The sequence below is a fragment of the Muribaculum sp. genome (assembly GCF_029051885.1).
Lineage (GTDB): Bacteria > Bacteroidota > Bacteroidia > Bacteroidales > Muribaculaceae > Muribaculum.
The window spans coordinates 1-19622 of sequence record NZ_JAIDKI010000244.1 but is presented as its reverse complement, the minus strand read 5'-3'; the positions used below and the strand labels follow the sequence as shown (position 1 = coordinate 19622).

The window sequence follows — 19622 nt, the reverse complement described above, 5'->3', positions numbered from 1 at the left end:
AAACACTAAGGTTATTCACTATAATTTAATTTTGCAATGAAAAAATTATTTTTGACTGCTCTGGCAGTGGTATCGGCCCTTGGCCTGTCGGCACAGCGTGCTTCTGACTCGTCTGAATTTTCATTCTGGGACACTGACGAAGTTGAACAGAGCATTGTAATCGGTCCGCGTGTAGGTCTGAATTTCTCTAATTACTCTCTCGATAAACTTGATGATTCCAATCTTTCAACAAAAGTTGGATTCAGCGCCGGTCTCGCTGTAGAGTTCCCGATTGTACGCTCTTTCTACATCAACACAGGTCTGTTCTATACCGTGAAGGGCGCCAAAGAGGATTCAAGTGAAGAAGGATACACCGATAAGCTCACTATGACTGCCGGCTACCTTGAACTTCCTGTGTATGCTTCTTATCGTCTCAACTTTGCCGAGGAGTCGCAGCTTCAGGTCAACTTCGGTCCTTACTTCGCTTATGGTGTAAACGGCAAGATGAAATTTGAGGATGGCGATGAAAAATACGATATGGATATGTTCGGTGTAGCTGATGAGGACGATGAGGACTCTAAGGGCGGTTTCAAGCGCATTGATTTCGGTCTGGGCGTAGGTCTCGGCTATACTTTCCACAAGGTGTATCTTGGCATGAACTATCAGTTTGGCCTTGTAAACATCGCCGACAAGGAGCAGTGGGGCAAAGCCTCAATCAAGAACAGCAACTTCAACATCTCGCTGGGCTACAACTTCTGATTCATGACAGAGAGCTCTCTCTGTAAATAAGGTACTTGTCTATAAACATATACGCCGTATCATCAATTGCGATGGTACGGCGTATAGTGTTTTATTAATTTGTCAGCTTACTTTGGTCATGTATGATGGGAGAGCAAACAAAGGCATTTTCATCAGCAGATGGTGTCTCGAAGTTTGTATAGTATTGCTTGAGATTATCGTCATCTACCCTCTGGTCGTCGGGACCTGTGTCCTTGCGATTCGATAGCCTCTCTTGGAGTATATGCAGCGGCGCTGACATATATACTATGGCTGGGTTTATACCCTTGCTGAGGCATAGAGCACGCATGTGATTGCGTTTTGAGCGGCGGCACATGGTGGAGTCGACAACCACTTTATCTCCCGCGTCAATAAGCGATACCATCTGTTCGGCCAGGTCGTGTTGCGCCGACATGAATATTTCCTTCTGACGTGAGGGCGGGAAGTGCATGAACTCGCTGCCATATTTGTCCCATACGATGCCGTCGGATGAAATACGGCGGAATCCCAACTGCTCAAGCCTGCGGGAGAAAAACGTTTTTCCTGAACCGCTCACTCCGCACATAATCACGACTCGGGCGTCATGTACTTTTTTTAAGACCTCGTCGTGCATCAGGACTCGATATTCTCGATTACATATTTCTGCGAGCCAAGGCCCATCTGCTCGGCATAGTCGAGTAAATGTGTGCCGCAACGCGACTCGATACGTTCGATGAGGTGGGATTTTCCGGGGTCGGGCGAGTTGTACACCATGTCGATGCTTGCGCGGTCGAGCGCCACAGGGTCGAGCGAGGCGAGTATGCCGATGTCTTCCATATGTATTGTCTCGGGTTCGGCCACACAGTCGCAGTCGACCGACAGGTTGTTGGCTACATTTATGTATAGTATCCTGTCTCCGGCCCGGTCGAATACAGATTCGCATGCTTCAGCCATGGATTCGAGGAAATCGTTTTGCGGGGGTACGTTCTCCCAGTCGACAGGCACATCCAGTGAAGCGCCGGCAGTATGTATCCACGCTTTTCCACGCGACGATGCCATGCCGATGGCCACATTTTTTAGCGCGCCTCCGAATCCTGCCATCGGATGTCCTTTGAAGTGCGAAAGTACTATGGTGAAGTCGTAATTCTCCCAGTTTTTTCCTACATAGTTCCTATCAAGGTGCCGTCCGTTTCTTACCGGAAGCTCGATATCGCCCTCTGCATCCATGATATCGACTTCGGCTATGGCTGTGAATCCATGTTCGGCGGCTGTCTGCATATGTTCGGCTACCGTGTTGCGGCGTCCCTCGTAGGCGGTATTGCATTCCACGATAGTGCCTTTGGTAAGCTGTACCAGCTGCTTGATGACATCAGTGCTGAGATGGTTGGGATTGCCGGCTTCTCCGGTCGATAGCTTTATGGCCACACGTCCGGTAGCCTCGCGCCCGAGAGCCTCATATATTTTTACAAGATTTTCGGCATTGATGCGCGGACAGAAATATACTTTTGAGGGATTTTCTTTCTCCATGATGATTGTATTAAACGCAAATATACTAAATTTCTATGAAATTTTTAATTTGAGAATCTTGGAAGGGAGTGCCGGGTCGAGGGTAGGGAGCGTGGCTGCAATGGCGGTTATATCCATATCAGAGTCATCGGTCTCTGCCAGCAATCTTTCGGCGGGTATGATTTTAGCTGATTCCTGATTGAAATGTTCGCCTAATGAGAGGTAGAATCCGTGGCGCAACAGCTCTGCAGCCTGTTGAGGTTTACCTCTGAAGCCGTGAATTATCCATGATTGTGTCGGCTTAATTCGATTCTTGAGTGCTATAATTTCAGGAAATGCCTTTACTATGTGCAATACAATGGGTTTGCGTAGTTCTTCGCTGAGAGCTATGTGGTGTATCAGCAGTTCTGTCTGTCGCTCGAGTGTCGCGCCGCGAAGTTTATCGAGACCGGTCTCGCCTATTGCCTTGACGCAGTCGAGGTGTGCGTCGGCATCCAGCCGTCGCAGTTCCATGTCGGTTACATCAGCGCAGTTCCATGGATGTATTCCTACTGAGTATATGGCTCCTTGTCGAGGTATGAATCCCGGTTCTGCGTTTATCATGGCGTCGGTGGCATCGGGATTGTGTGTATGGAAGTCAAACATGCTTTTGTTATGAAATCCTCTTAAGGTACCGGATCATATCCGCTCCCTCCCCATGGGTGGCATCTTGACAGGCGGCGAAGTGTGAGCCACATGCCGCGCAGTGGTCCGTGACGGCTTATGGCCTCGATGGCATATTGGCTGCATGTAGGGGTGAAGCGGCACGACGGGGGAAAATGGGGTGAGATGGCCGCGCGGTAAAACTGTATTGGCAATATCAGCAGCCGGCCTATGAATCGCTTTATCATACTGTACGGGGACGGATGTGGCTCGCTATTGTTGTGCCATAGCGTGAGAGCTGTTGTCGGTAGCGGAGTCATCTCCGTCGGGAAGCATTGATTTGGCAATGCGTCGCAGGCTCTTTATCATTGCATTAGTCACTCTGCGGAGGTCGGTATGCTTGTCGGCCACATAGGTGAAGGCGATGTCGACAGGCATGTCGATTGCCTCGCCGAGATGACGTCGGTTGAGACGATAGGCCTCACGGATGAGCCTACGCATGGCAACGCGGTCTACGGCATGACGAAGGCGTTTTTTAGGCACGCTTATCAGAAACTGTGCTCCGCCACTGCGAGCATGGTTGTGGCGCCATACAACGCGCAGGGGAAAAGACAACGCGGCCTGCCCTCCTCCCTGACGGGAGAATAGCAGGTCGATTGCTGTGTCCGAGCAGAGCTTCTCGCGCTTGTACAGCCGAAAAGTATGCTGTGATATATTTACCATATCGCTGGCCGATATAGTTTAGTTGTGCTCTTTCAGAAACGCATCGAGAGCGGCGGTCATTGATGGTGCTTTCTGTGTGGGGGCTTCCATGTCCAGACGCAGGCCGGCATTGCGTACTGCCTGGGCGGTTGTGGCTCCGAAGCAGCCGATCTGTATGTCGTTCTGATGGAATTCGGGGAAGTTCTTCAGCAGGGAGTCGATACCCATTGGGCTGAAGAAGAGCAGCATATCGTAGTCAAACGGCTCGCCTGGCTGGAAGTCGTTGCTCACAGTGCGGTACATCACGGCCTTGGTGTAGTTGATGTTGTTGCGGTCGAGGATGTTGGCTGCGTCATTGTGAACATCGCTTACTGCGTAGAGATAGCGCTCTTTATTATGCTTGAGAAGCGAAGGCAACAGGTCGTCGAGTTTACCGGTAGTCACGAAGAAAATCTTGCGCTTGCGGTATACGATATACTTTTGCAGATAATTGGCAATGGCCTCTGTTGTGCAGAAATACTTCAGTGTGTCGGGTACACTGTAACGCATCTCTTCACATAGACGGAAGAAATGGTCGACAGCCGTGCGGGCTGTGAATATGACTGCAGTAAAGTCTGACAGATTTATGCGCGACTGGCGAAATTCCTTCGCCGTAAGTCCCTCAACCTTGATGAATGGACGGAATTCGATTTCCACACCATATTTCTCCGCGATTTCGTAATAAGGGGATTTTTCAGAGGCAGGCTTTGGCTGCGACACCAGTACTTTCTTTACTTTCACTATGTTAGGAGACTTTAACTCAGAAAATTACAACAAATAGAAGATATCCCTCTGTATACTAAAATCAAAGGAATAATTTCCACGCTGCAAAGGTACAAAATAAAATATGTCAGTGAGAAAAAATTGTGGTAAAAAATCCTAAAACCTTTGCAGATAAACACTATCCGCGCCAGTATGTACAGGCATGCCGATATTGTAAGTAGGCTTTCTGAGGCCGACGGATAGAAAATCGATATCAGGGTAGGGATGAGCAGGGCAAATCCCAGAAGAGTCTGTGTCGAGTTGAAGCCTTGAAGCCACTGTGTGCTCAGCAGGTGTGATGTGAATGCATAACCTATGATACGGTATACGACAATCTGGGCTACATAGTACATGCCTGTGATGAGTGTGCCTATTGCTGCCGCAGCCGCCAGGCCGCCGGATGTGAATGTGTAGCCGTGGCTGGTCATCCATGTGACTCCGAGCAGCGACTCGCATACACATACCTGGACAATGAGGGCTACCATTATGCGGGTTTCGTTGACGGTATGTTCGTCAAACAGGTTGGCGCGTACTCGGATACTCCACACATTTTTTACAAGGCGCTTGAAGAAGCGTCCGTAATGGCGGGCGTTGAATATTACAAGCAGCATCATCGCTATCACCATGCAGAGTACCCCGGAGTTGTATCCCGGCAGTTCCGGACGCTCGGTAGCGTCGAGTCCGGTGGTGTAGCCTACGTTGTCATGCGTAAGCCCGCTTATCCACAGTTCGGTGGGTGCGTCGTCTGGATGGGAGTGCTGCTGAAACTGCATGGTAGGGTCAGAATTTTCCTTTTGTATAGTCGTCGGTGATTATATCGGCCGGAGCAAGGGCCATATCGACAGCTTCTTCAGCAGAGGATGCCACACGCCAGAGTCGGGCCGGGGCGCCGGGGCGCATGAAATGCTCTTCATCCACATGAGCCAGAAATTCGAGCAACTTATCGTAGAATCCCATTACGTTGCATATCACCATCGGGCCGGTATACAGTTCGAGCTGACGCCATGTGATTATTTCAAACATCTCCTCGAATGTGCCTATACCGCCGGGCAATGCTATTGCTCCGCGCGACATGCGGGCCATGGTCTGTTTTCGCTCGTGCATGTCGGCGGTGCGGATTGTTTCGGTGAGGGCAGGATGATTCCAGCCGCGGTCGAGCATGAACGAGGGCAACACGCCTATTGAGGTGCCACCGGCCTCTACGGCGCCTTCGGTTGTAGCCGCCATCAGCCCCATGCGGCCGCCGCCGTTGATTACCGGCACACCGCGCAACGCGAGCAGTCGTCCTACCTCGCGTGCGCAGTCGTAGTAGGCCTTGGCCAGCCTGTCGGATGATGCACAGTATACCGCTATACCTTTAGGTGATGCCATATTGCTGTATGTCATTGGTTCTGTACCTCCATCAGTCGGCTGAGGTATTTGCCTATTATGTCGAATTCGAGATTTACGCGGGTGCCCTTCTTGATGCGGCAGAAATTGGTATGCTCCATGGTGTATGGTATGATGGCAACCTCAAAAGAGTCAATCTGAGAGTTGCATACAGTAAGGCTGACGCCGTTTACTGTCACCGAGCCTTTCTCTACTGTCACATATCCGCGGCGAGCCATTTCCGGAGCCACATTATAGGCAAACCGGAAGTAGGTGCTGCCTTCGACTTCGCGCAGTTCGTCGCATATGGCGGTACAGTCAACATGACCCTGTACGATATGTCCGTCAAGGCGTCCGTTCATTATCATAGAGCGCTCCACATTTACAAGGTCGCCTTCTTTGAGGTCGCCGAGATTGCTGCGTTCAAGAGTTTCCTGTATGGCTGTAACGGTGTAGGTGCCGTCGCCTGGAAGGGCGACAACTGTGAGACACACACCATTGTGCGACACCGACTGGTCGATACGCAATTCGTCGGTAAATGAACATTCGAGTGTAAGATGCACATTGCCGCCGTCGCGTTTTACCGCCACAACTTTGGCGGCTTCTTCTACTATTCCGGAAAACATATATTGTATTTTTTAGTTGGAGAGTGAATTTATAGGATGGATTTATATATGGAGAGAAGACGTGAGTAATAGGTATCGGGGTTAAATCGAGAGATAGCGTCACGGCGTATCTGCTCATGATTCCATGGACCGTACACAGCGGCGTCTATCGCAGCTGCCAGCGCTTTGGTGTCGCCTGGAGCGAAAGTAAGACCGTTGTTGTCGTCAATGAGTTCGGGTATGCCGCCGATTTCCGCGCCCACTACCGGGGTGCCTGCGCATAGCGACTCGATTATACCCAGCGGATTGTTTTCATACCATTCCGACGGGAGCACCGAGCATGCGGCTTCTCCGAGCAGTTTTGCCACCCCGTCGCTGTCGAGTTGTCCGAGGAAGGTTATCTGGGGCCAGCTGCCATATTTGGCTTTGAGTTTGCCGTAGAGAGGTCCGCTACCGGCGATACGAAGCTCATGCTGTAGCATTGTGGCGGCTTCGAGCAGGGTCTCCACGCCTTTTTCTTCTGACAGACGTCCGACGTAGCAGTAGTATTTTCCGCGTTGTCCTGATGGTGGCTCCGGTATGGCGGGTATGAAGTTGTTGAGAGTGTGGAGTTTCTCTACAGGATATTTTCCCTGTTCCATTTCGCGGGCCATGAATGCGCTTGGACATATGAATGCGTCGGTATCGCGGCTTAATGTATGTCGGCGCCAGCGTAGCGATTCAAGCCATGCCAGGATGCTTGCGGCCCCCGAGCCTTTCATGCAGCGGGTATGTAGCACGCATGTCTTGAACCGTGACGAATGGCATCGGTCGCATACTTTTCCCCCTGCAAGCCTGCTGTATGACGGGCATAGCAACTTGTAGTCGTGGAGCGTCCACACAACCTTTATACCGAGGGCATGGGCAATTGAGGCAAGTACGGGCGACAGGTATGAATGGATGTTGTTGAGATGTACTATCTCAGGCCGGAAATCATTGAGCAGAGCGGTGAAACAACTTGCCACATCGTCGGAGCCGAACATTCGGCGCACGGCTTTAAACTTCTGCGGCAGACTGCCGGAGAAGGACACCTCGGATGGAAAATAATCCTCCCAGTCGGCGGCTTCGTTAAGCGGATAGCGCATCGCGAACACCGCGACCTCATGGCCGGCGCTGCGGAGCATACGCTCAAGATTGAGCGTGTAGACGCAGTCGCCCCCCCTGCGGTAATAGAATTTGTTTACCACCAGTACACGTGGCAGCCTTTTGCTCTCGTTCATAGCCGCAAAAATAATGAAAAATACCGAAATGCAAAAACGGTGCAATCCAACAGATTGCACCGTTTTGTAAGACTGTCGGGGTGACAGGATTCGAACCTGCGACCACCTGGTCCCAAACCAGGTGCGCTACCGGACTGCGCTACGCCCCGAAAGGTTTTGCAAAGTTAGCATCTTTTGTCGAGAGTTTAAAAATTTTGGAAGAAATTTTCTCACGAAAATATTTCCAAGCATCATTCCCTTTTAAATAATCTTGTACCATGATTAAACACTAACCTTCCCGACAAAAGATGCATTTATTGTCAAAACCGGCTCTTACATAGCGAAGGCATTGAATCCGCCATCAACTACAGCTACTGTACCGGTTACAAATCTCGAGGCTTCCGACATGAGATAGTGGATTGTACCACACAGCTCTTCAGCTTCTCCCATGCGTCCGAATGGGGTCTGGCGCACTACATCGAGTCCACGCTCTGTATAGCTGCCGTCGGGATTGGTAAGGAGCGAGCGGTTCTGCTCTGTTATGAAAAATCCGGGAGCTATTGCATTGACACGTATTCCTTCTCCGAATTTTTTTGCACATTCGGTGGCAAGATAAGCTGTAAAGTTGGATATGCCTGCCTTGGCCGCCGCATATCCGCATACTCGCGTCAGCGGACGGAATGCGGCCATCGACGAGAAGTTGATGATTACGCCTTTGCTCTGCTCTACCATGGGCTTAAGGAATACCTGTGTCGGAATTACCGTGCCGGTAAGGTTGAGGTCGAGCACTCGCTGGAATTGCGACGGGTCAAGATCAAAGAAAGTCTTGTCGGGACTTATCACGGCTCCGGGCATATTGCCTCCGGCGGCATTGAGCAGCGTGTCGACACGTCCGTAGCGCTCTATGATATGTCTGAGATTATCTTCAAGGACTTCGCGGTCCATTACATCGGTTTTCATGAACTCAATGCTCCCGGTGGCATTTTCTGAGGCTATGGCTGTCATGGTATCGGCCACAATTTCGGCTCCTACACTTTCTTTTCGGCCAAGAATTATCACATAAGCGCCATTGAGTGCGAGATATCGGGCGATGGCGCGGCCAAGCACGCCTGTGCCACCTGTGATTACAGTGACGTTGCCCTTTATGTCAAACAGATTTGTCATGATTGTTGATTTTCAGTTTCGATTGTTGCCATGATGCCGCTTACCATACCAAGGGCAAGCATGCGTCCATGGAATGAATATCCGGCATTGTAGCCCATCTTCTCGTCGCCGAGCATGAGTGGTGCGTGGTCGACTCGCATGGGTACATCGGGATTTATGCGGCTGAATGTGCGTATTACTTCAATCAGGCGGGAATCGAGATGTGATGATTCCTTGAAGTCGCCGTCGGGCATTACCTGGCATATGCGGAAATGGGCGAAGTGGGTACGGTCGGCATACTTTTCCGCCAGAGTGCATACATCGTTGTGTCGTCCGGCCGAAAGTGAGCCTGCACAGAAGGTAAGGCCATTGTGGCGGTCGGGTACTGCATCAAGCAGCCAGCGTATATCTTCATCACATGTCACTATGCGCGGCAGTCCGAGCACAGCTTTTGGCGGGTCGTCGGGATGTACGCACATGTTTATGCCGTATTCGTCGCATACGGGCATGATGGCTTCGAGGAAGTACTTCATGTTGGCGCGCAGCTGCTCTTTGTCTATGCCCTCATAGAGCTTCAGCAGGTCGCGGAACTTGCCTACGGGGTCGAAGTCATTTTCCGAGAAGTTACCGCTTACGAATCCCTGGGTCTTGATTATGATATTTTCGATAAGCTGTTGCTCCTTTTCGGGGGTAAGTGTGCCCATATCCTCCATGCGTGCGATTACATCGGCGGGATAATCATTGCGGGCGCCCTCGCGTTTCAGTATATTTATGTCGAAATAGGCAAATTCAGCGTTGTTGAAATATAGATTGGAGGTGCCGTCGGGATTGGGGTACTCCAGGTCGGTACGCGCCCAGTCAAGTATGGGCATGAAGTTGTAGCACACTGTGCGCACTCCCTCCTTGCCTAGGTTTCGCAGGCTCTCCTTATATATTTCTATCTGTTGGTCGCGGTCAGGACCGGCGTATTTTATTGTTTCGGTAACGGGCAGAGACTCCACAACGCTCCATCGCAGTCCGCGGCTTTCGATAAATTCGCGCATTTCACGGATATCTTCGCGGCTCCATACCTGGCCGAGAGGCACATTGTGGAGAGCTGTTACGATACCCTCGACTCCAATCTGACGGAGCATTTCAAGAGTGATGGGGTCATTCGGGCCAAACCATCGCCATGTTTTTTCCATATCTTCTTCTATTAATCGTTTAACCGTTGAGTCATCCCGGATTTTTCCTGCGATGACTTCCGGATTGCAAATATAACAATAATGGGATTATTGGGCAAGAATACGCTTCATGACCACTCCCGGTACTATGGCAAGCGACATGGCCGCTTCACGGCTGAGCGACTGGCTGCGGTAGTGGATATGGAGCGGACGCCCGGCCGGACGCAGACAGTCGATGTAAGCGACGGCCTGTGCAGGCTCATCAATCGGATATCCGCCTCCGGGAGTTATGCGCTCTTCTATGGAAATGTCGGTTCCCTTTACATTGACAGCGATGCTTACGGCTCCGGTGTCGGTAAGTGTTGCGCCAAATCCGCTGCGCGATATTACGACCCTCATATCATCAAGTACTTCAAGACTAACCTCCGGCTGTATGGATACTTCATTGCCGTCGATTGCGGAAGATATGTCGCAGGCATATAGATATGTCATGACCGGCGAGGCTGTTGCCGGGCGTATGACGGCTGCAAGTATGGCTGCCGCTACAATCAGCAGCATCACACATATTTCAGTCGTGCCTATGGCAATCCACAGTAAAGTGTGCATATCTTTTTGTAGTTCTTGTTGTTGTAATCTATGGTCGCTGTGTATTGAAGCCGGGTCGGCTTCCTTTTCAAAGGTACAAATTTTATGGAACTAATTTGTAAAGGAGATTGTTAAAAATAAACCAGGATGAAAATATAAACTTGCTCTGTCCACAGTTATGCTGATAAATCTTATTCCCGCCCATTCGCTGGCCAGATGGCTGATGTCTGGTGTCGACTCTGTGCTCGAGACTCTCGGCATAGAGAAGTCGAGCACTATTGAAGAGATAATATATACGATTGTCATACTTGGTGTGGCGATATTGCTGGGATGGATGGCGCGGAAGATAACCGTGCTGCTTGTGAACCAGTGGATGAGTCACTACAAGTCGCCATTTATCGAGGACATGGTAAGGCTCAAGGTAGTGAGCCGTACGAGCCATATCATACCTCCACTTGTGTTTCTTGCGCTGGTGCCGGTGGCTTTCGAGACTGATCCCCATACTCTGGCACGCATAGAGGCGATAGTCATCATTTATTTTATGATGGTGCTCGGATGGTCTATATGCTCACTGCTGGAAATAATATGGATGGCCTACGACCGGCACGACAATACCAGGAATCTTCCGCTCAAGGGTATCCTTAATGTCGGCAAGGGGCTTGTGTGGATAGTGATTGCAATAATCATAGTGTCGATAATCCTTGATAAGTCGCCGCTGGCTCTTCTCACCGGCCTCGGCGCGTTTGCCGCTGCTCTGATGCTGATATTCCGTGACTCTATACTCGGATTTGTAGCCGGCATACAACTGTCGACCAACGATATGCTCCATGTCGGCGACTGGATAGCCGTGCCTAAGACCATAGCCAACGGTATAGTGACCGATGTGTCGCTCACCGCCGTGAAGATACGCAACTGGGACAATACCACAGTCACTATGCCTCCGTACACCCTGGTCCAGGACGGGTTTCAGAACTGGACTCAGATGCAGAAACGCGGACGCCGACAGATTGAACGCTCAGTATACATTGATGTGACCTCTGTGGGCCCTGCCACTCCGGAGCTTATAGAAGAATGTCGCAAGATGCCGTATATGAGCGAGTATATAGCCGAGATGCAGAAACTTGCAGCAGAAGGCAAGCCCACGGCAGTAGTCGGCGACGGAGTGCCTGTAAACGGTTCGCTTGACACGAATCTCGGTCTTTTCCGGGCATACATAGGTCTGTATGTGAGCCATCATCCATGGGTGGCCCAGGGCGGTCCGATATGTATGGTACGTCTGCTTGAGCATACGGCCCAGGGTATACCTTTGCAGCTGTTCTGCTATCTCAACACTGTCGACTGGGTAAAATACGAAGGCATATCAAGCGATATTTTCGAACATATCATTGCCGCGGCGCCGGTATTCGGTCTGTCGGCCTACAGTTCGCCTACAGGGCGCGACGTGGTCAATATCGCCAATCCCAATCCTAAGGCGATGCCTTACTATGGCGACAGACCGCTTTCGTCACTTCCATATAATCCGACAACTAATTTCATGGTGCCCCCCAACACATCGGGCGACCCCGGCTATACATTCTCGACAGTTACGGTCTATCCTTCAGATATTCCGAAGACTACCGGAGAGACTCCCGTCATGCCGGGTATCGTGTATTCCGAGGGGGTATCCGGAGAGCGTGCGTCGGCGGATGATGCACAAGGCGCCACCACATCCTCTGACAAGGGGTGACCGTTACAGATCGCCGCGCATATATAGCGCCGACTCCGGACCAAGATTGAATATAAGATCGAGTACCGACAATCCGTCGGTAAAGCCGAACCGCCTTGCCCACAACTGGTAATATGGCGGCATACTGTCCGTAGGATTTCCGAGACATATGGCCTCGGATGGAAGGCTGTCGCGATTCTCTATGAGGACATGATTTCGAGAGTCGATGCCGAGAGCATCCAGGCAGAACCTGTGTATGCCCATGTCGAGGTCGACCAGCCGCTCTACCTCGCCGTTGAACCATGGGCGCAAATCGTCCGCATAATATTCAAAGAAAGGCGTGCGTCCATATGCGGCCTCAATCGCCCCCCAGTGTACGTGCCACCAGTCGCCGTGAGTGCTGACCATGACGTCGGCTATGCGTGTCGAGTGCCATTCCTGTGGTTTCTGTAAAGGCACGGTAAGGCGCTGTATGCCGTTGGGGCCTTCAATCGTGCAACGGTGGAGCGACTTCTCTCGCTTGTTGTATTTTGCCGATGCGTCGATTACGACATGTCCGTATCGCGCCATTGCGGCATACATGGCCACACTGCCGCAATAGGCAGGCGCCACGATTGCCGTGCGCTCGGGGTATATCACCAATGGGGAGTATGCGGGCTTATTCACTTGTCGGGATTGGCTGTGCGGAATATTCTGTTCCATCGTATCTTGCCGTCAAACAAGCCTTTGTCCTTGTCAAATGATACGAGTACTCTCCAAGGCTTGCCCACGATGTGGTCCTCGGGCACGAAACCCCAGAAGCGCGAATCGGAAGAGTTGTCGCGGTTGTCGCCCATCATGAAATAATAGTCCATGGCGAAAGTATAGGTATCGGCCGGTTTTCCGTCGATATATACCGTGTTGTCTTTTAGATACGAGTCGGTATGACCTTCATAATTGCGGATTACACGCTCGTATACAGGCCATGTCGAGGCATCCAGGCGTATTGAGGCCCCTTTCTTGGGTATCCATATCTCTCCGTAGTCGCTTACAGTCCAGCCATGGTCGATATTTTCCGGGAAAAGGCGTACGGGATAGGCCGGAGCCTTTATTATGCGGGCGAGGTCGGGGTTGGACTTCAGTTTATCGACCATTTCCCTGGTCAGTGGCGATACATATATAGGCGGTACCTTGCCGTCGGGCGCGATATAGAATCCATTTAACTCCACCGCAGCCATGTCGGCAGCCGACAGTTCCATTGTATATCGGTCGGCGGCGCTTACACCAAGTTCTTCCCAGTCGCTGTCTGTGAGGCCGCCATTGCGGAACTGGTAGAGATAGTTGTACTGTACATATTGAGGGTCGTCAAGCGGCTCGCCGTTTATATATATGGTGTCATTGACTATCTTGAGGCGTTCGCCGGGGAGGCCGATTGCGCGTTTCACATAGTTCTGACGGCGGTCGACGGGTATGTAGATTACATCGCCGAATACCTCTTTGTTGTTATTTACCGCATTGCGTCCGTACTGAGCCACAAGGTCGTAGTAGGTCTGGGCCGATTCCATGAATTTTGTGGTGACTGTATCGCCCTTGGGAAAGTTGAATACCACGATATCGCCTCTTTCTACCTGTCCGAGACCTTTAAGGCGGCGATACTTCCACGATGGCCATTCAGTATAGCTTTTTGTGTCGATTATCGGCATGCGGTTCTGTACCAGCGGGAAATGTACAGGAGTCATCGGCACTCTGGGTCCGTAGGCCATTTTGTTGACCCAAAGATAATCGCCTACAAGCAGGGTCTTCTCAAGCGACGAGGAGGGTATCGCATAGTTTTGCCCTACGAAAGTGAATATGAAGTATACAAGAATGAGGGCATATACTATGGCATCGACCCAGCTCATGACGGTGCGTACAGCTGCCGACTTGCTTTTCTTCCACCATGTGAACGGTATGAATCCGGTGATATATATGTCAAACAGCAGCGGAAGGAATATCAGCACCCACCAGCTTCCGAGCCATGCGGTCCAGGCTATGAATATGATGGCTACGATGGCGAATCGTATCCAGCGGGTTGTACGGGTGGCGCTTATGCGTTCGCGAAGGTCTTCGCCGAAGGAGCGCTTTGCTGCGGTATTGTTGTCGGCCATTTGTGTTTCGGGGGATGGATGTGGATTGTCTGTGTATTATTTTACTAAGTCGAGCAGGGCGGGACGGGCTATAAGCGAGTGCATCATCTCGTCCATTGTGAGCCATCCGCGGCGTCCTTTGGTCCACTCGGCGGCTATTACGGCACCCAGGGCAAACCCTTCACGCGAATGGGCGCGGTGCTCGATGGTTATTGTGTCTACCGGACTGTCCCAGCGGATTATGTGTGTGCCGGGCACCTCTCCTTCGCGTCTGTGGGCTATGTGCATAGCGCTTTCGGAGGCCTGCGAGGGCTCTTCGGTCCAGCCTTTGATGCGTGAGTCGGAGGCGATGATACCTTCGGCCAGAGTGATTGCCGTGCCGCTCGGGTGGTCAAGTTTGTGTATGTGGTGTATCTCCTCCATCGAAGGGGTGTATTGGGGGAATCCCTCCATGATAGATGCGAGATACTTGTTGACGGCGAAGAATATGTTTACACCAAGTGAAAAATTGGAGGTCCAGAACAGAGTTCCCTCTCCGTTGTCACATATCTGCTTTATCTCCGGCATCTGAGCGCCCCAGCCGGTAGTGCCTGATACAACAGGTACTCCCTTGGAGAAAGCTCGCCGATAGTTGGCCACAGCTGTAGCGGGCGTGGTGAATTCAATGGCAACATCGGCCTTTGCGAATTCCGGCGATTCGAAATCATCCTGGTTGTCGGCATCGATGCGGCACACAATCTCATGGCCTCTTTCGATGGCTATTTTTTCAATGGCACGGCCCATTTTGCCGTATCCTATAAGTGCTATCTTCATTTATATGGTGTATTTGTAGTTTGTCCCGCAGAAATGGAGATTGCATGCGGAAGCCGTACAAAAATACTCAAATTCATCAGCATATGCAAATTGCTGATAAATGCTTACTATATTTTGATACTTTATAACAATATAACAATCTGCCGGGAGATAGATACAACTATTCTGCCAGATGTTCGTGGCGGTGAAGGTCGCGGGCTGTCTTTTTGGCGATGTTGCGGGCAAACGCATCGGTGAGGTCTACTCCGGTCTGATTGGCGATTGCGGCCACCACCCATAGCACATCGGCAAGCTCGTCGGCAAGTGCGTCGGGATTCTCACCCGGCTTGAACGACTGGTCGCCGTAACGGCGTGCCATTATGCGGGCTACTTCGCCTACTTCTTCGGTGAGGACAGCCATATTGGTCAGCGGAGAGAAATAGCGTACGCCTATGCCGGTAATCCACTTGTCTACCTGCTCCTGGAGTCCGCGCAGGGTAATTTCTTCGGTCGGAGGAGTATCTTCCGTACCGTTGCCGATGGGATGTGTATTGTTGTTGTCGGACATTATTCTTTCAGTTTTGAGTCTATGATGATGGTTACAGGACCGTCGTTGATGAGCTCTACCTGCATGTCGGCGCCGAATACTCCACGTAGGGTAGGGCGTCCGAGCAGGCGTGTTGTCTCTTCGCAGTAAAGTTCGTATAGAGGAACAGCCGTATCGTGGCCGGCGGCGCGTATGTAGCTCGGGCGGTTGCCCTTACGGGTTGAGGCAGTAAGTGTAAACTGGCTTACTGCAAGTATTTCGCCTCCGCTCTCGGCGATTGAGCGGTTCATTATGCCGTCGGCATCGTTGAATATGCGCAGGCCGGCAGTCTTGGATGCGAGCCATATGGCGTCGTCGCGGGTATCCTCTTTCTCGACACCTACAAGTACCATAAGGCCGGCGCCTATAGATGAGTGGACCGTCCCTTCGATGGTAACGGATGCACGTTTTACGCGCTGTATTACAATTCTCATATGCGGCAGGTTGGGGTAATCATATCCTTTAATTCAGAAATCTCCAGCACAGCGGCGGCATCGTCTACAAGCTGTCGGCGCAGTGCCTCAATCGACGGAAATTTGCGTTCGCGGCGCATGTAGTGCAGGAAGTCGACTGCTACTGTGGTGCCGTATATGTCGCCGTCGAATCCCAGTATATGTGCTTCGATAGAAACCGGCGCAAGGGGAGTGTCCACACTCGGACGGTGGCCGATATTGAGCATTGCGGGATAGGTTGTGCCGTCGGCGAGTGTCACAGCTGCGGCATAGACACCGTTGGCCGGTATGAGGCATTCTGTAGCGAGCGGCTTGATGTTGGCAGTGGGAAATCCGATTGTTCGCCCGAGTTCCTTTCCGTGGACCACACGTCCGATAATCCGGTATGGTGCTCCCAACAGACGGGCCGCCTCGTCGGGGCGTGCTTGCAGCAGCATCTCGCGAGCCTCCGACGAGCATACTCTGCAACAGCCCTCTACTGTCAGCTCTGCGGCGCCGATAATCCTGATTCCCGTCTCTTCTCCGATAGCCCGGTAGGCGTCGAGCCCCTTTGGCCGGTCGTGTCCGAACGAGTTGTTGAAACCCATCAGCAGCGCATCTACATCGTAGTGTGTGTGTAGCAGCTCGAGAAACTCGCGTGCCGACATATGGCGCATCTTCTCGTCGAAATCGAGCAGAATCACGTCGTCTACTCCGGCCGACATAATAGCCTCGGCCCGTTGTTGTGGCGACATTAGCATCATCGGGGCTTCCGCAGGGGTGATTTTCCGTCGAGGGTGGGCTGTGAAAGTCACAGCCGCAGGTATGAGTCCGGCCTTACGGGCTTCCGATATCAGTTGCGACAAGAGAGCCCTGTGGCCAAGATGAACACCGTCGAATGTGCCGATTGTGGCCATCCGACGGTGTGTGTGGTCATATTGTGCGGTTATGAGCATTTTGGTCAGGAGGTTCTGAGAAATGCAGTGCGGGTGTGTCATTACTTTGGTTATGACACACCCGCGCCGTGTTATTTATGGATGAGGCTTATTCGCCGGCCTGATATTTGGCGCGGGCTATATATTTGTCGATGTCGAGACGGTAGGCATTGCCATAGTTGGGATACTTGGCTTTGATGGCCTCAAGTACCTTGAGCTCGGCCTTGTAGTCTTTCTGCTCGCGGAGCACTGTTGCTTTCTTGAGCATGAAGAGGGGTGTGTAGAGCTGGTTGTCGTCGCTCTGCGAGATTGCTTTGTCGTAAGCCTTGATGGCTTCGGGATATTTCTGAAGGTTGACGTAGCAGTCACCTTCGAGCGAGTATGCGGCAGCGCCTACGATAGCTTCCTGGGCATCATAGTTTTTCAGCTGGTCAAGAGCCTGCTGATATTCGCCCTTTTGGAAAAGGAGTGTGGCGGCCATGAGTGTGGCGCGGTTGCCTGCGTCGTAGCCATATTCGTTGGCAACCTGCTGGTATTGTGCCAGAGCGAGCGAGTCGTTGCCCTGCGCGAGGGTGAAGTCGGCTTGTCCGACAGCCTCGTCGGCGCTCTTTATGCCGGGGTTGCGCACGGCAAAGATATATACGAGCACGATTACGGCAATAGCCGAGAGGGCAATCATGCCCCACATGATGTACTTCTGACTAAGAGTTACTTTATCTGTCAGCTCCTGATTGTTGCGGTTTACTTCGTCAAGGGCTGTGGGTTGGGGATTGTTTTGGTCTTTTTCAGCCATTTTATTGTAAATTTTTATTGTTTCCTTGATTGATGATGTATGTTTCTTCAGCTGTGTCGTGCAGGAAATCCGGCTCGTATCAGCGGGAAAACATAGGCTTTCAGGCCCATTATGAGCCTCTAAGCCACATTATCGCGCAAAGATAACTTAAAATCCCTTTTCCCGCAAATACTTCATTCATTTATTGTCTCACCGGCTCTTAAAAAGAATCCTGTAGTTATGCCGTACGTGGTGCCGGAGTGGAGCGGAACGGGAATTCAATCCATGTAGCGCGTTTCCACAGGTATTCGAGCGGACCGTGTGAGTGGCTGCGTACCCATATCAGGCATACTGTGTATTGCAGGGCGAATATGGCTATTCCGATGAGGAGGCTGCCGGTAATGCCCACTTGCAGATAAAGGCCCCAATGGTAGAAAAGAGCCGAGCCGATGATACCTTGTGTCACATAGTTGGTCATGCTCATGCGTCCGTAGGGTATCAGTCCGGCGAGCATACGGCTGAGCCTTGAGGTACAATAGTATGCCTGTAGGATGCCGCTCACGAGGATTACCATGAAGCTGAGATTGGCAAGCGAGGACAGAATTATGCCCAATGGTTTCAGAATGTCGGGACGTACGATGTAGTCGGGTACCATGGCATTGAGTCCGCGCAGCGGAAAGAAGCATATCAGCGCTACGGCAAGTGCACGGCGCCATAATGGAAGAGCCTCGCGTCCAAACAGTCCGCGTCGGCCTATGAGCATGCCTGTCATGAAAAGTCCGGCAGTCTGGAATATGCGTCCGTGATCCCATGCCCATGCGAGCGAGGCCAGTTGACCCTCCCAGAGGTTGACCCTTACTGTCTCGAGAAAGCCTGCGTTGCTCTGAGCGGCGAATGTGGCGCCCCAGAAAGCCGAGGTGTTGATTGCCGTTATTGTATAATCAGAATCGGATATCGCGCGCATTATCTGCCACAGACACACAGGCTGCAACATGCATATGGCCGACAGTGCAATTATCCATCGGTCGGACAGCCGGCAGGTAGCCACAAGCACGAATCCGACAAGTGCATACATCACCAGTACCTCGGCGGTGAAAAACGCAGCGTTGAGCTGACCGATGAGCAGCAGAAGAATCAGTCGCCAGCAGAACCGCAGACGGAAGTCGGAGCCGCGCATGCGCTGGTTGTCGTGCTGTATAAAGAAACTGAATCCGAACAGCAGGGCGAATATGGCATATGCCTTTCCCCCGAAAGTAAAAAACAGTCCGTCCCATATTGACCGGTCGGCGAATGTGAGCCATGCGCTCTGTCCGTCGGTGTCGGGAAACGAGTAAAAGTTGAAATGCTCGATAGAGTGGAGCAGGATGATTGCAAGCACTGCGAATCCACGGAGCACATCGGCTACGTCAACTCGTGGGTGACGTTTGATTGCGGTTGTGTTTACGGTATTGATTTCCATGACTTCAAAGTTATCACTTTTTATGTTAAGTAAGTCGTAAAAATTATTACGTATATGAATACTTTTCAAACTTTATATTTCAGGCGGAGTCTTTTTGCAGCTTTTCCCTCTCTTCGTCAGTCATGTAGCTCGCTACACTCCTTCCTCATCGAGGAAAAATCCATCAAAAATCCTCTCGCCGGAAATATAAAATAATTTTTACGACTTACTTAAGAGCAATGATTCGGTAAAAATCGCGGAAGTAATTGAAAATTAAGCGGATGGAATAATGCTATAGATACAAATGAATCGCCAAAACGTTCATTATAAAAACATTAGACAATATGAACGTATTGACGATTCTCAAAGA

General features: G+C 51.3%; 23 protein-coding genes and 1 tRNA gene. 2 read left to right on the top strand and 22 right to left on the bottom strand.

Annotated features, from left to right (window positions below):
- The first annotated feature begins 36 nt into the window (after window positions 1–36).
- The gene (locus tag K2I50_RS10145) at window positions 37–738 is read left to right on the top strand and encodes a porin family protein (RefSeq protein WP_301026234.1); all 702 of its coding nucleotides are present in this window, start codon (window positions 37–39) and stop codon (window positions 736–738) included.
- A gap of 94 nt (window positions 739–832) precedes the next feature.
- On the opposite strand, the gene K2I50_RS10140 is transcribed toward K2I50_RS10145, so the two are convergent.
- From K2I50_RS10140 to K2I50_RS10075, 14 genes are all read right to left on the bottom strand, one after another.
- Entirely contained in the window at window positions 833–1369 is a 537-nt protein-coding gene (locus K2I50_RS10140; RefSeq protein ID WP_301026233.1) for a P-loop nucleotide/nucleoside kinase family protein, read from the bottom strand.
- On the bottom strand, window positions 1369–2262 hold the full coding sequence (locus tag K2I50_RS10135; protein WP_301026231.1) for a DUF362 domain-containing protein: 894 nt from the start codon (window positions 2260–2262) through the stop codon (window positions 1369–1371). The genes K2I50_RS10140 and K2I50_RS10135 overlap by 1 nt, the downstream gene beginning before the upstream one ends.
- Window positions 2263–2295: 33 nt before the next feature.
- The gene (locus K2I50_RS10130; protein ID WP_301026229.1) at window positions 2296–2886 is read right to left on the bottom strand and encodes a TatD family hydrolase; all 591 of its coding nucleotides are present in this window, start codon (window positions 2884–2886) and stop codon (window positions 2296–2298) included.
- Window positions 2887–2906: 20 nt separating this feature from the next.
- The gene (yidD, locus tag K2I50_RS10125) at window positions 2907–3131 is read right to left on the bottom strand and encodes a membrane protein insertion efficiency factor YidD (protein WP_526022982.1); all 225 of its coding nucleotides are present in this window, start codon (window positions 3129–3131) and stop codon (window positions 2907–2909) included.
- Between the two features lie 25 nt (window positions 3132–3156).
- Window positions 3157–3606 (bottom strand): ribonuclease P protein component, encoded by a 450-nt coding sequence (locus K2I50_RS10120; RefSeq protein WP_301026227.1) that lies wholly within the window; start codon window positions 3604–3606, stop codon window positions 3157–3159.
- Between the two features lie 18 nt (window positions 3607–3624).
- Window positions 3625–4365 carry a uroporphyrinogen-III synthase gene (locus tag K2I50_RS10115; protein ID WP_068961664.1) on the bottom strand — a complete coding sequence of 247 codons (741 nt, stop codon included), beginning with the start codon at window positions 4363–4365 and terminating at the stop codon, window positions 3625–3627.
- A 14-nt stretch (window positions 4366–4379) separates the two neighbouring features.
- Complete coding sequence (locus K2I50_RS10110) at window positions 4380–5159, bottom strand: DUF4271 domain-containing protein (RefSeq protein ID WP_301026225.1); 780 nt, start codon at window positions 5157–5159, stop codon at window positions 4380–4382.
- A gap of 7 nt (window positions 5160–5166) precedes the next feature.
- Window positions 5167–5757, bottom strand: coding sequence for an LOG family protein (locus K2I50_RS10105; RefSeq protein ID WP_301026223.1), 591 nt, complete (start codon window positions 5755–5757; stop codon window positions 5167–5169).
- An 11-nt stretch (window positions 5758–5768) separates the two neighbouring features.
- Complete coding sequence (locus K2I50_RS10100; RefSeq protein ID WP_301026221.1) at window positions 5769–6380, bottom strand: riboflavin synthase; 612 nt, start codon at window positions 6378–6380, stop codon at window positions 5769–5771.
- Between the two features lie 29 nt (window positions 6381–6409).
- Window positions 6410–7618, bottom strand: coding sequence for a glycosyltransferase (locus K2I50_RS10095; RefSeq protein WP_301026219.1), 1209 nt, complete (start codon window positions 7616–7618; stop codon window positions 6410–6412).
- A 75-nt stretch (window positions 7619–7693) separates the two neighbouring features.
- Window positions 7694–7767 (bottom strand) — tRNA-Pro (locus K2I50_RS10090).
- A gap of 163 nt (window positions 7768–7930) precedes the next feature.
- Window positions 7931–8761, bottom strand: a complete 831-nt coding sequence (locus K2I50_RS10085; RefSeq protein ID WP_301026217.1) for an SDR family oxidoreductase — start codon at window positions 8759–8761, stop codon at window positions 7931–7933.
- Window positions 8758–9924: a mannonate dehydratase gene (uxuA, locus tag K2I50_RS10080; RefSeq protein WP_301026215.1), complete on the bottom strand. Its 1167-nt coding sequence runs from the start codon at window positions 9922–9924 to the stop codon at window positions 8758–8760. Before uxuA ends, K2I50_RS10085 begins: the two co-directional genes overlap by 4 nt.
- A gap of 87 nt (window positions 9925–10011) precedes the next feature.
- Complete coding sequence (locus K2I50_RS10075) at window positions 10012–10509, bottom strand: hypothetical protein (protein WP_301026213.1); 498 nt, start codon at window positions 10507–10509, stop codon at window positions 10012–10014.
- Between the two features lie 157 nt (window positions 10510–10666).
- Between K2I50_RS10075 and K2I50_RS10070 the strand changes: the two genes are divergently transcribed.
- Complete coding sequence (locus tag K2I50_RS10070) at window positions 10667–12214, top strand: mechanosensitive ion channel family protein (RefSeq protein WP_301026212.1); 1548 nt, start codon at window positions 10667–10669, stop codon at window positions 12212–12214.
- 3 nt (window positions 12215–12217) lie between these two features.
- Here the strand turns inward: K2I50_RS10070 and K2I50_RS10065 are convergent, their stop codons facing one another.
- The 8 genes from K2I50_RS10065 to K2I50_RS10030 form a co-directional block, all read right to left on the bottom strand.
- Window positions 12218–12859 carry a WbqC family protein gene (locus tag K2I50_RS10065; protein WP_301026210.1) on the bottom strand — a complete coding sequence of 214 codons (642 nt, stop codon included), beginning with the start codon at window positions 12857–12859 and terminating at the stop codon, window positions 12218–12220.
- Complete coding sequence (gene lepB / locus K2I50_RS10060; protein WP_301026208.1) at window positions 12856–14319, bottom strand: signal peptidase I; 1464 nt, start codon at window positions 14317–14319, stop codon at window positions 12856–12858. Before lepB ends, K2I50_RS10065 begins: the two co-directional genes overlap by 4 nt.
- A 36-nt stretch (window positions 14320–14355) precedes the next feature.
- Window positions 14356–15111 carry a 4-hydroxy-tetrahydrodipicolinate reductase gene (locus tag K2I50_RS10055; RefSeq protein ID WP_301026207.1) on the bottom strand — a complete coding sequence of 252 codons (756 nt, stop codon included), beginning with the start codon at window positions 15109–15111 and terminating at the stop codon, window positions 14356–14358.
- A 160-nt stretch (window positions 15112–15271) separates the two neighbouring features.
- A complete protein-coding gene (locus K2I50_RS10050) occupies window positions 15272–15592 on the bottom strand; it encodes a nucleotide pyrophosphohydrolase (protein ID WP_301026259.1) in 321 nt (106 codons plus the stop codon).
- A 65-nt stretch (window positions 15593–15657) separates the two neighbouring features.
- Window positions 15658–16110, bottom strand: coding sequence for a D-aminoacyl-tRNA deacylase (dtd, locus tag K2I50_RS10045; RefSeq protein WP_301026205.1), 453 nt, complete (start codon window positions 16108–16110; stop codon window positions 15658–15660).
- Window positions 16107–17063, bottom strand: a complete 957-nt coding sequence (gene ribF / locus K2I50_RS10040) for a riboflavin biosynthesis protein RibF (protein WP_301026203.1) — start codon at window positions 17061–17063, stop codon at window positions 16107–16109. Before ribF ends, dtd begins: the two co-directional genes overlap by 4 nt.
- 88 nt (window positions 17064–17151) lie before the next feature.
- Entirely contained in the window at window positions 17152–17835 is a 684-nt protein-coding gene (locus tag K2I50_RS10035; RefSeq protein WP_301026202.1) for a tetratricopeptide repeat protein, read from the bottom strand.
- A gap of 217 nt (window positions 17836–18052) precedes the next feature.
- Complete coding sequence (locus K2I50_RS10030; protein ID WP_301026200.1) at window positions 18053–19273, bottom strand: DUF418 domain-containing protein; 1221 nt, start codon at window positions 19271–19273, stop codon at window positions 18053–18055.
- Window positions 19274–19622 lie beyond the last annotated feature (349 nt).